General features: G+C 62.2%; 19 protein-coding genes. 12 read left to right on the forward strand and 7 right to left on the reverse strand.

Annotation, left to right across the window (positions count from 1 at the left end; all coding sequences use genetic code 11):
• Positions 1-131: 131 nt before the first annotated feature.
• A complete protein-coding gene (locus NYE40_RS08895) occupies positions 132-557 on the reverse strand; it encodes a site-specific integrase (RefSeq protein WP_084136714.1) in 426 nt (141 codons plus the stop codon).
• Between the two features lie 28 nt (positions 558-585).
• On the opposite strand from NYE40_RS08895, the gene NYE40_RS08900 reads away from it, so the two are divergent.
• Together NYE40_RS08900 and NYE40_RS08905 are read left to right on the forward strand one after the other, a co-directional pair.
• Complete coding sequence (locus NYE40_RS08900) at positions 586-1,140, forward strand: hypothetical protein (protein WP_339279801.1); 555 nt, start codon at positions 586-588, stop codon at positions 1,138-1,140.
• 243 nt (positions 1,141-1,383) lie between these two features.
• Complete coding sequence (locus tag NYE40_RS08905) at positions 1,384-2,016, forward strand: TVP38/TMEM64 family protein (protein ID WP_339279802.1); 633 nt, start codon at positions 1,384-1,386, stop codon at positions 2,014-2,016.
• Between the two features lie 146 nt (positions 2,017-2,162).
• Here NYE40_RS08905 and NYE40_RS08910 read toward each other — a convergent pair whose 3' ends face one another.
• The 3 genes from NYE40_RS08910 to NYE40_RS08920 all read right to left on the reverse strand — a co-directional run bounded on the left by NYE40_RS08910 (position 2,163) and on the right by NYE40_RS08920 (position 4,562).
• Positions 2,163-3,092, reverse strand: coding sequence for a VOC family protein (locus NYE40_RS08910; protein WP_339279803.1), 930 nt, complete (start codon positions 3,090-3,092; stop codon positions 2,163-2,165).
• 98 nt (positions 3,093-3,190) lie between these two features.
• Entirely contained in the window at positions 3,191-3,394 is a 204-nt protein-coding gene (locus tag NYE40_RS08915) for a hypothetical protein (protein ID WP_339279804.1), read from the reverse strand.
• A 1-nt stretch (position 3,395) separates the two neighbouring features.
• Positions 3,396-4,562 carry a glycoside hydrolase family 27 protein gene (locus NYE40_RS08920; RefSeq protein WP_339279805.1) on the reverse strand — a complete coding sequence of 389 codons (1,167 nt, stop codon included), beginning with the start codon at positions 4,560-4,562 and terminating at the stop codon, positions 3,396-3,398.
• A gap of 269 nt (positions 4,563-4,831) precedes the next feature.
• Between NYE40_RS08920 and NYE40_RS08925 the strand changes: the two genes are divergently transcribed.
• Positions 4,832-6,217: an FAD-binding oxidoreductase gene (locus NYE40_RS08925; protein ID WP_339279806.1), complete on the forward strand. Its 1,386-nt coding sequence runs from the start codon at positions 4,832-4,834 to the stop codon at positions 6,215-6,217.
• A gap of 200 nt (positions 6,218-6,417) precedes the next feature.
• Here NYE40_RS08925 and NYE40_RS08930 read toward each other — a convergent pair whose 3' ends face one another.
• The gene (locus tag NYE40_RS08930; RefSeq protein WP_339279807.1) at positions 6,418-7,605 is read right to left on the reverse strand and encodes an MFS transporter; all 1,188 of its coding nucleotides are present in this window, start codon (positions 7,603-7,605) and stop codon (positions 6,418-6,420) included.
• Between the two features lie 131 nt (positions 7,606-7,736).
• Between NYE40_RS08930 and NYE40_RS08935 the strand changes: the two genes are divergently transcribed.
• The 3 genes from NYE40_RS08935 to NYE40_RS08945 all read left to right on the forward strand — a co-directional run bounded on the left by NYE40_RS08935 (position 7,737) and on the right by NYE40_RS08945 (position 9,723).
• Positions 7,737-8,165, forward strand: a complete 429-nt coding sequence (locus NYE40_RS08935; RefSeq protein WP_101808910.1) for a helix-turn-helix domain-containing protein — start codon at positions 7,737-7,739, stop codon at positions 8,163-8,165.
• A gap of 130 nt (positions 8,166-8,295) precedes the next feature.
• Positions 8,296-8,706 (forward strand): Rrf2 family transcriptional regulator, encoded by a 411-nt coding sequence (locus NYE40_RS08940; RefSeq protein WP_101808911.1) that lies wholly within the window; start codon positions 8,296-8,298, stop codon positions 8,704-8,706.
• A 99-nt stretch (positions 8,707-8,805) separates the two neighbouring features.
• Positions 8,806-9,723 carry an NAD(P)/FAD-dependent oxidoreductase gene (locus NYE40_RS08945; protein ID WP_028597831.1) on the forward strand — a complete coding sequence of 306 codons (918 nt, stop codon included), beginning with the start codon at positions 8,806-8,808 and terminating at the stop codon, positions 9,721-9,723.
• 209 nt (positions 9,724-9,932) lie between these two features.
• On the opposite strand, the gene NYE40_RS08950 is transcribed toward NYE40_RS08945, so the two are convergent.
• Positions 9,933-11,132 (reverse strand): ROK family protein, encoded by a 1,200-nt coding sequence (locus NYE40_RS08950; RefSeq protein WP_028597832.1) that lies wholly within the window; start codon positions 11,130-11,132, stop codon positions 9,933-9,935.
• A 270-nt stretch (positions 11,133-11,402) separates the two neighbouring features.
• Between NYE40_RS08950 and NYE40_RS08955 the strand changes: the two genes are divergently transcribed.
• Genes NYE40_RS08955 through NYE40_RS08965 form a run of 3 tightly spaced genes read left to right on the forward strand, consistent with a single transcriptional unit; the run spans position 11,403 to position 13,589 of the window.
• Positions 11,403-12,008 (forward strand): chromate transporter, encoded by a 606-nt coding sequence (locus NYE40_RS08955; RefSeq protein ID WP_043110996.1) that lies wholly within the window; start codon positions 11,403-11,405, stop codon positions 12,006-12,008.
• A gap of 13 nt (positions 12,009-12,021) precedes the next feature.
• Complete coding sequence (locus tag NYE40_RS08960; RefSeq protein ID WP_028597833.1) at positions 12,022-12,564, forward strand: chromate transporter; 543 nt, start codon at positions 12,022-12,024, stop codon at positions 12,562-12,564.
• 53 nt (positions 12,565-12,617) lie between these two features.
• Positions 12,618-13,589, forward strand: a complete 972-nt coding sequence (locus NYE40_RS08965; protein ID WP_043110979.1) for a formylglycine-generating enzyme family protein — start codon at positions 12,618-12,620, stop codon at positions 13,587-13,589.
• Between the two features lie 65 nt (positions 13,590-13,654).
• On the opposite strand, the gene NYE40_RS08970 is transcribed toward NYE40_RS08965, so the two are convergent.
• A complete protein-coding gene (locus NYE40_RS08970) occupies positions 13,655-14,461 on the reverse strand; it encodes an AraC family transcriptional regulator (RefSeq protein ID WP_101808912.1) in 807 nt (268 codons plus the stop codon).
• A gap of 198 nt (positions 14,462-14,659) precedes the next feature.
• Between NYE40_RS08970 and NYE40_RS08975 the strand changes: the two genes are divergently transcribed.
• From NYE40_RS08975 to NYE40_RS08985, 3 genes are all read left to right on the forward strand, one after another.
• The gene (locus NYE40_RS08975; RefSeq protein WP_339279808.1) at positions 14,660-16,120 is read left to right on the forward strand and encodes a sulfatase; all 1,461 of its coding nucleotides are present in this window, start codon (positions 14,660-14,662) and stop codon (positions 16,118-16,120) included.
• 145 nt (positions 16,121-16,265) lie between these two features.
• On the forward strand, positions 16,266-17,942 hold the full coding sequence (locus tag NYE40_RS08980) for a helix-turn-helix domain-containing protein (RefSeq protein WP_339279809.1): 1,677 nt from the start codon (positions 16,266-16,268) through the stop codon (positions 17,940-17,942).
• Positions 17,943-18,095: 153 nt separating this feature from the next.
• Positions 18,096-19,028: an iron-hydroxamate ABC transporter substrate-binding protein gene (locus NYE40_RS08985; RefSeq protein WP_028597837.1), complete on the forward strand. Its 933-nt coding sequence runs from the start codon at positions 18,096-18,098 to the stop codon at positions 19,026-19,028.
• The last annotated feature ends 84 nt before the right edge of the window (positions 19,029-19,112 follow it).

Consider the following 19,112-nt stretch of genomic DNA (forward strand, 5'->3'; position numbering starts at 1 on the left):
GCTAACGCGCTTCATCCAGATCAATATTTTTTAAGAAAATGAATCGCCCTGTCTTCTGTTAAAGGCAGGGCGATTCATTTTGTACCGCTCCGAAAGCTACGTTGAAAGGCGGTCAGTAGCTTGAGAGCGAATTATTGAATCGTCGTTGACGATTCAGAGTCGGTATCAAATAGTCTCTCTGGCGGGACGGTAAATGAGACTTCATGTCCCTTGCTCTTTTGCTCCGTCCCAAAGAGCATGTTGCCATACTGCTGTGCCGTTTCCTTATGAACAGAAGGTAGTACGTGACTATACGTATCCAATGTGACGCGAATATCGGAATGGCCCAATATTTCCTTTACTACCTTGGGATTGATGTTGCGGCTGAGCATCAGAGTAGCCACAGTATGTCTCAGATCGTGAAAGCGAATTTTGGGAACATCAGCCTTCTTCATAAGGTCATAAAACGTGCGGAGGAGATTGCGGGGATTGACAGGGGTTCCAATCTTGGTACATATGATTAGATCGTTGTCTTGGAAGAACGCTCCGGCAGAACGCCTTTTCTTCTCGTATTTCATTTTATTCTAACAGAGGGAGTGGACAAGAATGAGTTTCAAAGCGGAACATGAAAAATGGATCAAAGGGCATTTGAAACGACGCGAAGGGGAGCGGAAAGATGCGTTGAAGCGAGGCCATGGGTATGGAAATCGATTCTTTGCAGAGAAAACATGGTGGCCGCTCGTGGGCCATTTTCATGACTTGCACCCCGAGTATGAAGTGATGGATTGGCGCGGGCGATCGTATTTCGTCGATTTCATGTGGATCGTGGGGACTCTTCGCTTTGCGATCGAAATCATGGACTATGGCTCGCACGGCAAGGATCGGACGAAGTATCGGATGGACCTGAACCGCGGAATGTTCCTGCAATCCTATTCATGCCGCTTGATCGCGATTTCATTGGACGAGTTGAAAGAAAATCCAGCTTTCATTGAGGCCGTTCTACGGAATATATTGGCCCCATACTTGAATTCCGGCATAGATCATTCGGGAACAGGAAATCGGCGGCATGGGAAGATAGAGCGCGAATGGATGCGTTTTTGCGGTCCGTCATCACCGAATCATTCGGCCGGCGCAAGCGGCAGTCGAACTGGAATTGCATAAGCAGACCGTCATCAAGTACTGTCGCGAGCTCGCGCAAAAAGGAAAGCTGAGGCCTGTCCCGGCTGGACCATCAGGAAAAGTCTACTCGTATGAGCTTTTAGGCTCTGTCCAAAGCGGGGACTTGATCTGAACCAGAAAAACCCATTCATGGATCGACGGCCTCGCCCCGCATTTGTATCCACCCCGCTCATTCCGTATCATAGAAGCAAGCATGCTAATGACGAACCGGAAAAGAGCGCATCCATGATCAAAAAGCTAACGATGACGATTTTGTACGCCGGAATTGCGGTCGTCGTCTACCTGTACCATGAGCCGATCCTCGGCTGGATCGAAAGCCGGGAATCGGCCCTGCCCGTCATGCTGGCAGCGACGGGGATGGCGCTGTTTCCCGTCATCCCGTATCCGGTCGTCGGCGCCGTCATCGGCGCGGCATACGGCCCGATCGAGGGCGGCATCGTCACCTGGGTCGGCTCGACCGCCGCTTCCCTGCTCATGTTCCTGTTCGTCCGCTACGTCTTCAAGGACTGGGGAAAGCGCATGCTGGCACGCTATGGCCGGCTCGATCGGATGACGCAGCTGTTCGAGCGCAATGCCTTTCTGATGATCCTGTTCGCACGGCTCATTCCCGTCATCCCGTCGATCGTCATCAACGTTTACGCGGCGCTGAGCCGCGTGTCGTTCGGCGTGTACGCCGTCGCATCGGCGCTCGGAAAGGTGCCGTCGATGCTGCTGTTTGTCGTCATCGGCGACGGCCTTGTCTACGACGCGCGGAATATTTGGGCGGCGGCCGCCATTTACGGCGTCTTTCTAGCCGTGACGCTGATCGGCTATCGCGGGTGGGCGAGACGCTCTTTCCAAAAAGAGCGGCAAAGCTGAGGCCATAGCCGAAACTACGCTAAGCCGGCTCCCCGGCGGCGGTAGGCGAGACGCTCTGTCCATAAAGACAAAGCTGACGCAGGTTGAACCCAAAAAACGCCCTCCCGACCGGGATGGCGTTTTTTTCAGAAAAGCTGCTGCCCTCGTCAATCTCCCCGATAAGCCCGCTCCAGCTCTGCCAGATCGAACTTCTTCATCTTCAGGAAAGCTTTCGTGACGCGGACCCGCTGCTCCGGCGTTCCTTCGGCCATCATCTTGTCCATGGCGCTGGGACAGATCTGCCATGACACGCCGTAGCGGTCCTTGAGCCAGCCGCATTGCTCGGCTGAAGGAACGGCGGACAGCTTGTCCCAGTAGAAGTCGATCTCTTCCTGGGTGTCGCAACGGACCACGAAGGAAATCGCTTCGTTGAATTGGAACGAGTGGTCATGTGCGCTGTCCATCGCCGTGAACCAGGTGCTTCCCAGCCTGAAGTCGGAGAACATGACGTCTCCCTCGCGATCCGGCTCCATGCCGGGTCCATAACGAACGAGCTCGCCGGGCTGCGAGTCGCGGAACACCGAAAGATAGAAGTCGCGCGCTTCCTCAGCCTTGCCGCAGTTGGCGCCGACGAACAGCAGGGAAGGGATGATCGGCGGACGCGGCTCCCCGTCCGGATTCGTCAGAATGAGCTGCCAGCTGACGCCGAATTTGTCCTGGATCCACCCAAACCGTTCGCTGAACGGGTATTGGCCGAGCGGCATGAGAGGAGTTCCTCCTTCGGCCAGCTTCTCCCATGCCTCGTCAAGCATTTCCCTCGCTTTCGGTTCCCGCGACGGATCGTAATGGGCAAAGAACGAGATCGAGGGATTCAGCTTGAAATGCGGTCCTGCCGAGATCGCCATGAACGGCTGCCCCCATACTTGGAACGAGACGAGGGACGCATCGCCGGAAGGCGTGTCGTTCAAGGGCGTCACGCTGTTGATGCTGGAATCCGGGAAGACGCTGCTGTAGAGCTCTGCCGCCTCTTTCGCTTCCTTGTCAAACCACAGATGCGGAACGATTCCCCGATCCAGACCCGATTGGTGCATGCTCATCGTAAACGGCCTCCTTTTAGGTTCATCCCCTTGAGTTTAACCTAAAACGGATGCATCCGTTTCTTCCCGATTGCTTTCGTCGTGAAATCCATAATCCATCAACGAAACAGCGAGCATTTTCCGGAAGCCCGATAATGCTGAATGAGCTTCTCGATCGGCTCGCGGCCGCATTTCAGCTTGACGCCGAGGCAGTCGATGCAGAGGAAGTCCTGCGCGAAGCGGGACACGAGCTTCAAATAGATGGCGACGTCATCCGTCTGGAGCGGCACGCGGCAGCTGGTGCAGATGCGGGGGCCGGCCATTTCAGCGGACGAGCTTGGCGCGCACGACGCGGCAATCGTGAGCAGGCACGACCGGAGCGAAACGTTCCTTGAACGATCCCAGCTCCGCATGCTCGATGCAGTCGTACAGCGACAGGGAGAAGCCGGCTGCATGCGGCAGCCCGAGATCCCAGAACAGCACCGGCACTTCGCGCTGGGTGTCGCTCAGGTTGAAGAAGCCGATTGCCAGATCGCCGTCCGTCAGCACTTTGACGAGGATGAACACCTCGTCGTTATGGAACCAGTTCGGCTCCGGCTTGATCCGGTAGGCGCCGCGCCCTTCGACGTCCTGATTGATGGCGATCAGATCCCGGTTCAGCAAAATGTCCTTCGTCGCCTCGCTCGCGTTGCGGATATCGCAGCCGATCATGAGCGGGGATCCCATCATGGCCCAGAGCGCGAAGTGGGTCCTGTACTCGATGTCGGTGCAGCCGCCGATCTTGCTGCCGATGAAGGCGTCGTTGCTGCCGCCGTTCATGCCGACGACGAGCATGTCCAGGTCGTTGTAGCTGAACGGTCCCGTATACGGCGTCTTGTCGAGCTGGGAGATGGCGAGCTCTTTGATGGAATCCCAGAAATCGCGGATGTCGACGGTCGACCGGTACGTATGGGCGCCGGATTCGCGGATCCAGTCGTACACATCGTCCGCGCCCCAGTTGCAGGCGGAGAAGAGAATGTCGCGACCGCTGTTCTTGAGGGCGAGGCTCATCCGCTTGTACATCAGCTCGCCGGAAATATGGCGGGGCTTGAAGCAGTAATCGTACTTGAGGAAATCGACGCCCCATTCGGCGAACAGCGCCGCATCCTGGAACTCATGCTCGAAGCTGCCCGGATAGCCGGCGCAAGTGTGGGTGCCGACGCAGGAATACATGCCGAACTTCAAGCCTTTGGCGTGGATATAATCGGCCAGCGCTTTCATCCCGCTGGGGAATTTGGCCGGATCGGCCACAAGATTGCCGTCGGCATCCCGTTCCTTCAAGCTCCAGCAGTCGTCGATGACGATATATTCGTAGCCGGCATCTTTATAGCCATCCGTCACGAATAGATCGGCGACGTTGCGGATCAGCTCCTCGTTGATATCCCATGTAAACGTATTCCATGAATTCCAGCCCAAAGCGGGCGTCAGGCCAAGCGGCTTGTTAGCATCCATTTCCTTCATCCTCTCTTTATCATGCGCCGTCGATCCTATCGGGAGGAGCGCTCGCCGCATGATGTCGTCTATTCGGATTAAACCAGAATCGCAGCCGGTTGCGAATAGAAGAATGTGGCGGGAGCATAGAGAGATGTAGCAGGAACGCTCCGGTCGCCTGTCTGGCTTGCCGCATGGGCCCATTCCGTCCGCGAATGTCCCGCATAGGATAGAGGGCATCTGGCCGCGCCAAGGCGAGATGCCCACTTGTCCCGATGGGAGCTGGATCCATGAAATCCAACACGAAGCTGACTGGAAAAGTCATTTTTCGCGGCGAACCGGGCTATGATGCCGCGCGCAAAAACTGGGATCCGCACACGGACCGCTTTCCGAAGGTGTTCGTCTTTGCCCGGACGGCCAAAGACGTGTCCAACGCGATCAAATGGGCTCGGGAGAACGACGTCCCGATCCGGGCGAGAAGCGGCCGCCATGCGCTGGAAGGCGATCTGTCCCAAGTAACCGGGGGCATCGTCATCGATGTCAGCAAGCTGAACGAGATCAAGCTGAACAAAGCCAAAGGCACCGTCGTCGTCGGCGCCGGCAACCGGGTAGGGCGGCTCGCCCACGCGCTGGCGAAGCGGGGCTTCATCGCTCCGTTCGGCGACAGTCCGTCCGTCGGGATCGGAGGCATCACACTCGGCGGCGGCATCGGCCCGCTCCAGCGGACGATCGGCCTTATCAGCGACAATCTGACCGCCCTGGAAATGATCGATGCCAAGGGGCGGATCCTCCACGCCAGCAAGAAGCGGAACGCGGATCTGCTATGGGCTTCGCGCGGCGGCGGGGGAGGCAACTTCGGCATCTGCACCCGGTATAAGTTCAAGGTTCGCAAGGCTCCGGCGAAGGCGACCGTCTACCGGATCACATGGCCGTGGGAGCAGTTCGAGGAAGTGCTTCTCGCCTGGCAGCAATGGGCGCCGAGCGTGGACGACAGGCTCGGCAGCGAGCTGTCGATCGGGCCGAAAAAGGGCGGCAACGTCAGCATGGAAGGGCTGTTCCTCGGCTCCAAAACTGCAGCGACAAGGCTGCTGAAGCCGCTGACGAGCATCGGAACGCCGACGAGCCGGATCATCCGGCAGCTGCCGTATGACGAGGCGGTGACGTTCCTGCTGCCGCCGGACCCGGTGCTGACGAATCGGGAAAGCAACCAGTTCTCCTCCGGCTTTGCCCGCCGTCCGTTCCCGACCGCGGCGCTGAAGCCGATGCGTGAATTCCTGGAGAACATCGAGGGCGAGTTCGCCGGCTTCTTTTTCCTCAACTGGGGCGGAGCGGTCAGCCGTCCGTCGCCTCGCTCGACGGCTTTCTACTGGCGCGATGCGAAGTTTTATGTGGAGTGGAACAGCTCCTGGGTGCAGCCGAGCCAGGCGGCCAAAAACATCGCGATCGTCCGCAAGACGCGCCGGAGGCTGCAGCCGTACATCGTCGGCTCCTATATCAACGTCCCGGACCAGGGCATCAAAGCTTCCGGACCGGTCTATTACGGCAAGAACTATCCCCGGCTGCGCCGCGTGAAGGCGAAGTACGATCCGGAAAACGTATTCCGCAATCCGCAGAGCATTCCGCCGGCCAAGGCAGGGACGGCGCTGCGAGCGAAACGGGCCCGGCCCAAAGCTTAGGGCGTGCTGCAGCCTTCTAAGGATGCAAGGGGCAAAAAAGCGGGAGAGAGGCTCGGAGCGGGTTTGCAAACACGCCCTAGGTCAGATCGACGAGCAGAGCCGAAGCGGAGGCTGCCCTCGCTTCGGCTCTTTTTTCGCTGCGCCTGTTCCGTCCATCCAAGCAGGGCAGCCAAGGGACAAGCCCTTGCCCTTATTTGAATTCAAGCCGCGCTTCGCCGGTCCGCCCGAATCCGAGCCCTGCGACCCAGCGCGAAGCTGGCCAGCGCGGCCGCGAAGCCGAGCGCGATCAGCGATGCCGCAAGCCAAGGATGGAACTCCACCTCGGCCGTTCGATTGATCAGCCATCCTCCCGCGCCGGCGCCGCCGGCGATGCCGAGATGGATGACGGAGGTGTTCAGGCTGAGCACGAGGTTGGCCGACTTGGGCGCTTGCTGGATCATGTAGCTTTGGACGGCAGGGCCCGATGCGAACAAGGCGATGAACACGATCGCGATCAGTCCGACCGCGACAGGCGTGGAAAACGCGAAGAACGGCAAGAGCGCCATGCTCAGCGCATGCAGGACAAGGAAAGCTCCGAGCGTACGAGCGGCGCCCCAGCGGTCGACGAGGTCGCCGCCGAGCCGGGAGGCGAAAGCACCGGCCAAGCCAAGAGCGAGCATCAAAAACGCGATATCCGCCGTTCGGAAGTCCAGCATCTGCTGCAGGTAAGGCGAGATATAGGTGAGGAAGACGGAATTTCCTCCTTCACGGAGCAGCGAGATCAAAAACGCCGTCAAAATGACTGCGCTGCCCGCATGCTTCAGCTGGCGAGACAACGGAACCGGCTCGTCGCCCTCCACTCCGGGCATGAGGCGGAACATGACGGCGCCGACGGCTGCGGCGAGAGCGCCGAGCAGGATGAAGATCGCCTGCCAGCTCAGCCAGTCGGCGATGGCGACGCCGAGCGGCACGCCGAGGATCATCGCGCTGCTGAAGCCGAGGATGATCGTGCCGATGGCGCGTCCGAGCCTGTCGGCCGGAACGAGCTTTGCGGCGATGCCGAGAGAGACGACGAGGAACATGCCGGAGCTGGCGCCGAGCACGACTCGGGCCGCCATCAGCGACTCGATGCTCGAGCTCGAGGCGGACCAGGCGCTGCCGGCGATGAAGACGGCCAGCGAGCACAGCAGCAGCGGCTTGCGGTCCATGCGGCTCGTCGCGACGATGAGCAGCGGCGTCGCGATCGCGAACGACAAGGAATAAGCGGCGATCAGCTGTCCGGCGACGGCCAAGGAAATATTTACATCCTCGGCGATGCGGGGTAGAATGCCAGAAACGACCAGTTCCGACGTCGCCGTGAGGAACACGCCGAGGGCAAGCAGGTAGATCGTAAACGCGTTTGTTTTCATGGAGATCGTTCCCTTCCTTTTGTCTGATTGGATTATAATTAAGTTTCTTTATTTAGGTAAGTTCGCAAAGCGTTTGGACGTAGTCCACCGGAATGGACTTCCTTTCGAAACGGCAAAGGAGAGGAAAGGCAATGGAGGAGCGACTCGAAAAGCAGGAGCGAATCGAAAAGCAGGAAGGAATCGAAGAGCAGGAGCTTGAGGAGGGAGGGTGGAGCCAGGACGAATCGCATCATCCCCATATCTGCTCGGTGCTCGAAATATTGGGGGCGAAATGGTCCATCCTTGTCATCGCGGAGCTCTATAAAGGGCCGCGGAGATTCCAGCAGCTGCAGCGGGATGTCGCGGTCGTGCGCACGCAGTCGCTGACGAACGTGCTTCGTCATCTGGAAAGCACGGGAATCGTTCATCGCGAGGTATATCCAAGCGTGCCCGTGACGGTGGAATATTCCTTGACGGATAAGGGCCGGGATTTCCAGGCGGCGCTGAGGGAAATGGAGAATTGGGCGATCCGCTGGGGGAGCGGAGGACAAGGAGCGCAGCCGGGGACCGCTGGGGACTGATTTCTCGTGCAAGGTTCGGATGGGCCGGCAGCGGGATGCGAAAGCCCCCTTGCCGGCTTTTTAAGTTGCGCTTTTGCCAAAATCGGGTTAATATAGACCCGTGAAGTCTGTAATAAAGAGGCGATAGCGAATGAAATATTCCAAAGCGACGGATTACGCGCTGCATACGATGCTTTTCCTCGCGCTCGGCGAACGGGAAGGACGCGTCGGCGTCGGACCGCTGGCCGAGCGGATGCAGGTATCCCCGACGTATCTGTCCAAGATTTTGACGAAGCTCGTCAAGGACGGACTCGTGGAGTCCTCGCCCGGCGTATCGGGCGGCTACCGGCTGCGGCGCAGCGCAGGAGACATCGCCCTGCTCGACATCATCCAGGCGATCGAGGGCAAGACGTCGCTGTACGAGTGCAGCGGCGTCCACCATCATCCCGGCTGCCTCATCCATCAGGCGATGGCAGAAGCGGAGCATAGGATGGAGGCGCATCTCGCCTCCGTTACGATCGCCGATCTCGCCCGTCAGCAGGAGCAGAGGGCATTATCCTGATTCGATTCCCGCCTCGCAGGCGCTTCGAGCGCGAGTAGAGGCGGGATCGTTTCGGGTCAATTATAGATATTATTACTCTACAATGGAGGCGATTGAGCAATGGCGGACAAGAGGCTGGATGCGATCATCATCGGAGGAGGTCCTGCCGGTCTGAGCGCGGCGCTCGTGCTGGGGCGGGCGCGGCGCGACGCGCTGCTGCTGGACGAGGGCAAGCCGCGCAACCGGGTGACCCGGGAGAGCCACGGCTTCGTGACGCGAGACGGCATCTCGCCGACGGAATTCCGCCGCATCGGACTGGAGCAGCTCGCTCCGTATCCTTCTGTCCGCGTGCGGGCGGGCAAGGCGGTCGAGGCCGCAGGCGAGAACGGGCGGTTTCGGATCGTCACGGAGGAAGGCGAGACATATGAGGCGCGCAAGCTGATTTTCGCCACGGGCAAAAAGGACCTTCCGCTCGACGTGCCGGGTCTGCAGGAGGTTTACGGCCGCAGCGCCTTCGTCTGCCCGTTCTGCGACGGCTGGGAGATGCGGGAGCGCAGCCTGGCGATTCTCGCCCGCGGCGAGCATGCGATGCACATGGCGAAGCTGCTCGCGGCCTGGTCGCCGCGGCGGACGGTGCTGACGAACGGCCAGGGAGGGCTGGACGAAGTCCAGATTGCTGAGCTGGAGGCGCATGGCGTCGCGGTGCGGACCGGGACGATCCGCCGGCTGCAGGCGCGGGACGGGATGCTGGAGCGGGTGGAATGGACGGACGGAACGAGCGAGCCATTCGGAGGCATGATCTTCGCTCCGCAGCTGGCGGCGGGCTCCGACCTGCCGCAGCGGCTCGGCTGCCGCGCCGACGAGGCGGGCACGGTCGAGGCGAGCGAGATGGGCCAGACGAGCGTGCCCGGCGTCTACTGCGCCGGAGATGCGATGACGGCGCGCTATCAGGCGATTCAAGCGGCGGCGCTCGGGTCGATCGCCGGCGCGGCGGTTGTGGGCGAGCTCATGCTGGAGGCGTGGAACGCGGTGGAATGAGCCGCCCGAGCCGTCGGTTAGCACAGGACCGTAACGAAAAGAAGCGAGACGAAGCGGTGCGGCGGGCCGTGCTGTCTTGCCCCGTTCAGCCTGGAAATCCGAGCGGACAGCCGGTCGTCCGCAGCAGCGGCGCATGGCGCGCCTAAACCATAACGCACGACGCCCCGTCGGAGCCGCGTATGCAGCGGCTCCGGCGGGGCGTTTCGGGTTCAAGGCTCCTCCTGCCATACGGTCAAGGCGGCTCCGACGACGACGGCGTCCTCCTGGAGGACGCCTTTGGAGAATACGGGCGAGTAGTGGGGCGAGTAATAGATGTTGCGCCGGGCCGTCTCGATGGCGGTCCGGTAGACGTGGTCGCTGGAGCGGATGAGGGCGCCGCCGAGCAGCACCGTCTCCGGGTGGAGGACGTTGATCAGGTTGGCGAGCCCGATGCCGAGATGAACGGCGGCTTGCAGAAAGATCTCGCGGGCGTAGGGACTGCCGTCATGAAGCCCTTGCAGCACCATGTCGTACGTGATCCGCTCCGGAGGAACCGCGGCGGCGCCGGGAACGTCGCGCCGGCCGGCCTTGGCGTCGGCTTGCGCCTTTCGCTCGATCGCCTGCACGGAGGCGAACGCCTCCCACGCGCCGTAATTGCCGTCCGAGTGCAGGCGCGGACCGTCCATATGGATGATCATCTGTCCGGCGGCGCCCTCCATGTCCACCGAGCCGTGGACGAGGCTGCCGCCGGACATCATCGCGGTGCGGATGCCGATGCCGGCATGCACATGGAGCAGATGCTGCGGATTGTCGCCGCGCATCGCCCATCGCTCCCCTAGCAGGGCGGCGTTGGCGCCGTTTTCCAGGCGGGCCGGAATGCCGGTCCGCTCCTCGAGCAAGCGGCAGATCGGAACATCCTTCCATCCCGGTGCCGGAAAATGAAGGGGCGCGATGAGCAGTCCCTGCTTGCGGTCGAGAGGGCCGACGGCTCCGATGCCGATGCCTCGGACTTGGCTCGGCTCGATCCGGTGGTCCGACAGGATGGAGCGGATGTTGCGGGCGGCAAAATCGACGAGCTGCTCCGGCGTCATGGCCTCGTCCATCCGCCAGTGGAGAAGCGCCTTGGCGTTCATCCTCGCATCGAAAAAGCCGAGCGAGGACGTGCGGCGGGAAATCTCCAAGCCGAAAAAATAGCCGCTTTCGGGATTGATCTCGTACAGGATCGGCTTCCTGCCGCCGCTGGACGGTCCGAGCCGGGAAGCGCTCAGCAGCTTCTCGGCGACCATCTCGTCCAGCAGCCGGGTGAGCGAGCTGCCGGTCATCCCGGAGGCGGGCAGCAGCTCGGCTTTCGACGCGGTGCCCATCGAGGAGACGAGGGCATGGATCCGCTTCTTTGGCGGATCGGTACGGCGATCGGAAGAGTTTTTCATGGATTTTTTCCTTGTATCGGGATGGGATTAAGGTCAGTATAACGGAATTCGCTTGGGAAGACCATCGTGCAAGACGACGAGCATCCGCCGAAAAATGCAACTTTAGGTTAATTTCAAATAAAGTGGAGTCGTCCAAAAGCGAAAGAAGGGGGAAAAGGCCGGAATGGGAGTTGTTTCAGAGGGGTTTGGAACGAAGAATCAGCTCTCGTTGATAACTTAATGCCAAAATGGAATTAAGATGATATACTGATGCGGATGGAGGTGAAGACGATGAACGAACCGGGATTCAAGCTGCCGGGCAAGCTTTTCGTCAGTTTCCTCAAGATCGGACCGCTGACCTTCGGCGGAGGCTATTCCTCGGTCGCGCTGATCGAGCGCGAGGTCGTCGACAGGCGGCACTGGCTGAGCTCCGAGGACGTGGCGGACCTGTGCGCGGTCGCCCAGACGGTGCCCGGAGCGATCGGAGCGAATGCGGCGACGCTCATCGGGTACCGCATGGCCGGCGTGCGGGGAGCTATCGCCGCGCTGGCCGGCATGCTGCTGCCGACGTTCGCGATCGTGCTCGCGCTGTCGATGGCGTTCCTGGCCGGACGGGACAATCCCAAGATCGAGGCGGCGCTGACGGCGATGCGTCCGGCCGTCGTGGCGCTGATCGTCTATGCGGCCTATAAAGTCGGCCGAACGGCGCTCGTGGACTGGATCTCCGTGCTTATATTCGTCGGTGCGGCCGCTGCGATGCTGCTCGGACAGCCGCTCGTTCATCCCCTGCTCGTGCTTGCGGGAGGAGCGGCCGCAGGAATCGCGGCCATGCGCTTGAACAAAGGCCGGATTCCGGCCCGGCGTTCCGATGAGCATGAGATTGAATACATGATCTGACCGGAGGCCTGCCATGCAGCTGATCGAACTGTTTATCGCGTTTTTCCTGGCAGGGCTGTTCTCCTTCGGCGGAGGCTATGCGATGGTGCCGCTGCTGCAGCATGAGATCGTCTACCGGCACGGTTGGATGACGGCCCGGGAGTTCGCCGATCAGGTCGGCCTAGCGGGCATCGCGCCGGGACCGATGGCGGCGAACATCGCCGTGCTGACGGGCCATCGAGTCGCGGGTTACGCCGGAGCGATCGTCGCCATGCTCGGCATCGTCCTGCCCTCGCTGCTGCTGATCCTGCTGCTCGGCACGCTGTTTTTCCGGTATCGGGACAATCGCTGGGTGCAAGCCTCCCTATACGGCCTGCGCCCCGCCGTCGCCGGACTCATCGCCTATGCGGCCGTATCGTTCGCCAAGAGCGGCGGCATGCTCGAGACGATTTCCTGGTTCGCGGCTTCGCAGCTGCTGCTCTTCGCCGGAGCGCTGATCGCGCTGCTCGTCTACCGCAAGCATCCGGTTTCCGTTATGATCGTGTCAGGACTCGTCGGCGTCGCTCTCTACAGCTGACGGCGCCGGCGGGAATCCGGGCAACGGAATCGGACAAAAGGAGAGGTCACACGATGGACATGCATTCGTCCTGCTGCAGCGCCTCGCGCATGGCCTCCGGGCCTCAGGCGGCGGCCGGGCCGGATCTCGAGCGCACGCCTTCGCCTGTCGTTCCGGCGCGGAGCGAGCGGCTCGTGCGGCTGGAGGGCGGCGAGTTTCAGATGGGGGCCAGCGATGCCGACGGATTCGCCTCCGACGGCGAAGGGCCGCCCCGGCTCGTGCGCGTCGATCCGTTCCGGATCGCGCCCTGCGCCGTAAGCAACCGCGAATTCGCCGAGTTCGTCGAGGCGACCGGCTACCGGACCGAAGCGGAGCGCTTCGGCTGGTCGTTCGTTTTTCATCTGCTCGTCTCGGAGCAGACCCGTCGGCGGGTGGCGAGCGTGCCTCAAGGCGTCCCGTGGTGGCTCGTCGTCGAAGGGGCATGCTGGTCGAGGCCCGAAGGGCCGGACTCGTCGATCGGGAAGGAGCGGCTGGACCATCCCGTCGTCCACGTCTCGTGGCAGGACGCGGCGGCCTACTGCGCCTGGTCGGGCACGCGGCTGCCGACGGAGGCGGAATGGGAGTATGCGGCCCGCGGCGGCCTGCAGGGCAGGACGTACCCGTGGGGCGACCTGCTGAGGCCGGACGGCCGGCACCGGTGCAACATCTGGCAAGGAAAGTTTCCCGTCAAGAACAACGCCTCCGACGGGTATGTCGGAACGGCTCCCGTCGACGCCTACGAGCCGAACGGATACGGCCTGTACAACATGTCGGGCAACGTCTGGGAATGGTGCGCGGACTGGTTCAGCCCGAGCTACCACGCGAGCACCGATCCCGTCAACCCGCATCAGACGGAGCCGACCGGCAAGCGCTCGACGCGCGGCGGCTCGTACCTGTGCCACCGTTCCTACTGCAACCGCTACCGGGTCGCCGCGCGAAGCGGCAATACGCCGGACAGCTCCACCGGCAACATGGGCTTCCGCGTCGCCGCGGACGTCCTCCCCTGAGGCCGGTCACGCCGAATAGACCCGCCGCGCCTTACGCGCGGCGGGTCTTTTGGCGCTGCGCGGATTCAGTCGGCGAGCGGAGGACGCCCGTCCCGCCGGCCGCCGCGCGCGACATAGTCGGTCGGCGACAGGGAAGTATGCTTTTTGAACATCCGGAAGAAATAGGACGTGTCGTAATAGCCGAGATACTCGGCGATCCGGGCGACCGTCATATCCGAATGAAGCAGCAGGCGTCCGGCTTCGGCCACCCGCAGCTGATGGACGTAGCGGATCGGAGACAGGCCGATCGTCTCCCGGAAGACGGAGGCGGCATAGTTGGGCGACCGCCCGATGAGCCGGGCCAGGTCCCGGATCTCCACCTGCTCCCGGTAATGCTCCATCAGGTGGCGCTTCATCCGCTCGGCGTACCGAGCCTGGATCGGCGTCAGCTCGGGCTTGTCCAGCTCCCTTGCCGCCAGGCCGAGCAGCTCCAGCAGGATGGCCTCGCAGACGAATGTCCCGTAGGCTTCGCTGCTCCGGAATTCCTCGAACAGGCGCTCGAAGCGCTGCTCCAGATACGGGAAGTGGCGCGGCTTGAAGCGGATGAAGCGGTTCTCCCGCAGCAGCGGAACCGCGCCCCCGGCCTCGGCATCGAAGGTGAACGTAGCGGTGAATTTCCGATGGGGCCCGGACGGATGCGTGCTGCCGGCACGGCGCGTCCCTGCGGGCACGAGCAGCAGGTCTCCCGGCTCGGCGACATAGTCCCGGCCGTCGATGCGATAGGATACATTTCCTTCCAGGACAAGAATCAGCACATGGTACGGGATGCGCTCGGACTGCGTGCGCCAGCCCGGAATGAAATCATCCAAATGTACCGACAAGGAACGCAGCATGGAATCACCTTCATCGCGTAATCGATCCTTGCCAGTATACCATTTTCCGCATGAGCGGGTCCGAGCTCGAAAAAAGGTCATCGTTGAATCGTACCTCCCGGAATCGGATCTTACATCGACGTGCTCCGCGTTCGTCTCCTATACTCGGAGCAGGCCATAGGGAAAGCTCGCCCAAGCCCGATAAAAGGAGAGAAGACGATGCGCATCCTGCTGCTTGACCTCGATTCGACCCGCCCCGACCATCTGGGCTGCTACGGGTACCCTCGGAATACGTCGCCCCATATCGACCGGATCGCCGCCGAGGGCGTGCGGTTCGAGAACTACTACACTTCCGACGCGCCGTGCTTTCCTTCGCGCACCGCGCTCATGACCGGACGGTTCGGCATCCACAACGGCGTCGTCGGGCATGGCGGCACGGCGGCCGACGTGCGCCATGACGGGGAGTCGCGCGATTTCCGCAGCCGGCTGGCAAGCGACAGCTTCCCGGCCTTGTTCCGCAAGGCGGGCATGAAGACCGCGCTCGTCAGCCCGTTCGGCGAGCGGCATTCGGCGTGGACGTTTTATGCCGGCTTCAACGAGATCCACAACACCGGCAAAGGCGGCATGGAGTCCGCCGAGGAGGTGACGCCGGTCGTGCTGGACTGGCTGGAGCGCCATGCGGAGCAGGACGACTGGATGCTGTACGTCAACTACTGGGACCCGCATACGCCCTACCGGGCGCCGGAGGCGTTCGGCAACCCCTTCGCCGACGAGCCGCTGCCGGACTGGATTACCGAGGAAGCGTTCCGAAAGCATCGGGAGAAGGTCGGACCGCACGGCGCCCGCGAAATCAACATGTATGACAGCCAGACCTTCCCCGAGTATCCTCGGCATCCCGGCGAGCTGAAGGACCGGGACGATCTGCGGCGCATGATCGACGGCTACGATTGCGGCGTGCGCCACATGGACGACAACATCGGCCTGATCCTGGACGCCATGCGGCGCAAAGGCGTGCTGGACGATGCCGTCATCATCGTGACGGCGGATCATGGCGAGAGCCTGGGCGAGCTGGGCATTTACGGCGAGCACGGCACGGCGGACCAGGCCACATGCCGGATCCCGATGATCGTCCGCTGGCCGGGCGTCAGCGGGCGCGGCACGGTCGACCGGGGGCTTCATTATCATCTCGATCTGCCGCCTACGATGGCGGAGCTGATCGGGCTGGAGCCGGCGCCGTCGTGGGACGGCCGCAGCTATGCCGCCTCCGTGCGGGACGGAGAGGAGACGGGACGCGACGCGCTCGTCCTGTCCCAATGCGCGCATGTGTGCCAGCGCAGCGTCCGCTTCGGGGACTGGCTGTACATTCGGACGTACCACGACGGCTACCATCTTTTCGCCAAGGAGATGCTGTTCAACGTCAAGGAGGACCCGCACGAGCAGCGCGATCTCGCTGCGGAGCGTCCCGAGCTGTGCCGGGAAGCCGCTCATCGGCTCCTGGACTGGCACGACGGCATGATGATGACAATGGACCATGACGTCGATCCGCTCTGGACCGTCATGAAGGAAGGCGGCCCGTACCACGCCAAGGGGAATCTGGCCCGCTACGCCAAGCGGCTGGCGGAGACGGGACGGGGAGAATACGTCGGCGAGCTGCGGAAGCGGCATCCGAGAGAAGACTAGAGCCAGGAACGACCGAGGAGCCGGGATGCCGGCTCCTTTTTGGCGCTCGGTTTGTTCCCGGCGCTTGATATGCTACGATAGGGGAAAACGCGGGAAAAGGGCGGCTTTCGGCGCCACGGTCCCGGCTTGAAGAGGGGATTTGACGGTGGACCAGACATTTGGATCGGAGTGGGAAAAGCTCCGTTTTCCGCTCTATTCCGCGCAGCGGATCCGGTCCGTCTACTGCACGGCGAATACGCCCGTCCAGAAGTGGAAGGAAGCGTCGCCGTCGCTGCTCGCGGTCCGGGACGGCAGCGGAACGCTGCGGGCGGGCGGGAATGCCTACGATCTTGGCGCGGGAGAGGCGCTGCTGCTGCCGGCAGAGGAGGCTGCCGAGCTCCGAGGAGATCCCGGCCGACCGCTGCATGCTTACCTGCTCGTCATCGGCACGGGGATGGCTGGAGCCGCAGCCGTGGATGGCCCGGGAGGCTTGCGCCCCAGCTCGCTTGACGCCGTCCGGCAGCCTCGGCGCATCTCCGGAGATGCTGGGCTGGCGTCGCAGCTGGAGGAGCTTTTTGTCCACCGGCTGCCGCGCACGGAAATCCGCCACGTCCAGAACCAGCTCCTGTTCCACCAACTCCTGCTCCGCCTGCTTCCCCACGGCCAGGCGAAGCAGGCGCCGGATGCGGAGCTGCCTTCGATGGAGCGCAGCGTCGCTTATCTGGAGGAGCGGTTCGCCGAGGAAGTGACGCGCGAGCGGCTGGCCGAGATCGCGGGCGTGAGCGCGTCCCACTATACCCGGCTGTTCAAGCTGCACACCGGCTTCACCCCGAGCGACTACTGGTCGCGCCTGCGGATCAACCGGGCCAAGGAGCTGCTGCTTGGCGGCGCGGACTCGCTGCGCGACATCGCCCACAAGGTCGGCTACAAGGACGAATTCTACCTGAGCCGGCGCTTCAAGCTGCAGGAGGGGCGCTCGCCGAGCGAATTCCGCAGCCGCAAGGTCGAACGGGTCGCCGCCTGGCTCGCTCCCTACGCCGTCCATCTGCGGCTGCTCGGCGTGGAGCCGGAGCTGCTGATCGCGGACAGCAGCGAGTTCCTGAAGCCGGAGGCGGAGGTCCCGGCTGCGGGAGCTTCCCGGCTGATCGCCGCCGACGAGCCGCCCGAGACGATCCGAGCGGCTCTTCTGGACAGCCGGATCGAGCTGATCGTCGGCGCCTCGCCGCATCTGGAGCGGTACGGGCAGAGCGCCAGCCGGCTGCGCGTCGCCGCGCCGCTCGCGGATATTCCGTGGATGGAGATCGGCTGGAAGGATCAGCTGAGCCTGATCGCCCGCGCGGTCCAGCGGACGGAGCGGGCGGATGCGTGGCTGGAGGCGTTCGACCGGGAGGAGCGGGCGGCTCGGGAGCTCGTGCAGGCACGGGGGTTGGCGGGTCAGACCGTCTCGATCCTGGTCGCCAAGCCCGGGCGGCTGCTGGCTTACGGCGCGCGCAATGCGGGGTATGTGTTCTACCGTTCGCTCGGAATGCTTCCTCCGCCTCCGGTGCGCGAGGAGATGGAGCGCCGAATCGACCAGTTCCATTCGATGGAGGTCGGGTTGTCCGAGCTGGGACGGTGCGACGGCGATCGGCTCCTGCTCATCTCCGTGCCCGACAAGCACGGCTCTATCGGCCATGTGGAGGAGCTTCTGCAATCGGACGCGTGGCGAGGGCTGCGAGCCGTGCAGCGGCAAGCGGTCTATAGAGCGGAGGAGGACGACTGGATTCCGTACAATCCGGTCTCGATCCAGCTGCAGCTTCGCCGCGCGGTCCAGCTGCTGCTCGGCGAGCCGTTCCGAGCCTGAATGTCCAACTGGCGCCAGTGAGCCAATTGTGCATGCGGTTCCTCCCTTAAAAAGCTATGGCATGGCCGAGGGAGTCTCCCTATACTAGCGATAGCGACTGATAATGATTTTCATCGTCAGTTTGGACAGCGAGAGAAAAGGGAGAGAGTCATCATGAAGAAGCTTTTCATGCCGATCGCATTGAGCGCGATCCTGCTGCTGGCAGCCTGCGGCAGCAAGGAGGCGGCCGATAACGAATCCAACGCGGGGGCTGTCGGAGAGAGCGGCTCCGAGACGATCGTTTATCAATCCGAGAGCGGCCCGGTCGAGGTGCCGGCGCATCCGCAGCGCGTCGTCGTGCTGACCCGGTTCCTGACGGGCAACGTCATGGCGCTGGGCGTGCCGCTTGTCGGCGCGGACGAGATGTCCAAGGACAATCCGAACTTCAAGGACAAGCTGGCTGATGTCGAGGCGGTATCGGACGAAAGCGTGGAGAAGATCATCGAGCTGCAGCCCGACCTGATCCTGGGCACGACGGATGCCAAAAACCTTGACAAGCTCAAGCAGATCGCGCCGACCGTCACCTTCACCTACGGCAAGCTGGATTACCTGGACCTGCAGCTGGAGGTCGGCAAGCTGCTGAACAAGGAAGCCGAGGCGAAGGCGTGGGTCGAGGACTTCGACAAGCGCTCCAAGGAAGCCGGAGCGAAGATTCGGGCAAAGATCGGCGACAAGGCGACCGTTTCCGTGCTCGAGACGTTCAACAAGCAGCTGTACGTATACGGCTACAACTTCGGCCGCGGCACGGAGCTTCTCTACGGGCCGTTCGGGCTGAACATCCCTGAAAAGGTGAAGGAAGCGACGAAGACGGACGGCTACCTGGCCGTATCGACCGAGGTGCTGGGCGACTACTCGGGCGACTACATCATCTTCAGCAAAAACTCGGAAGAGGACAACTCGTTCCAGGAGACGGAAACGTACAAGAACATCCCGGCCGTGAAGAACGGGCATGTGTACGAGGCCGACGCCAAGGCGTTCTACTTCAACGATCCGCTCAGCCTGGAGTATCAGCTCGACTTCTTTACGGAGAAGTTCCTCGGAGAATAAAGAACCGTCGAAAGGGATCATCGCGTTCAAGAAGGCTTGCCAGGGCAGCCGATTGCGAAAAAATAAGCCGTTTCCGAAGCTTGC

Source organism: Paenibacillus sp. FSL W8-1187 (assembly GCF_037965485.1).
GTDB lineage: Bacteria > Bacillota > Bacilli > Paenibacillales > Paenibacillaceae > Paenibacillus_O > Paenibacillus_O pasadenensis.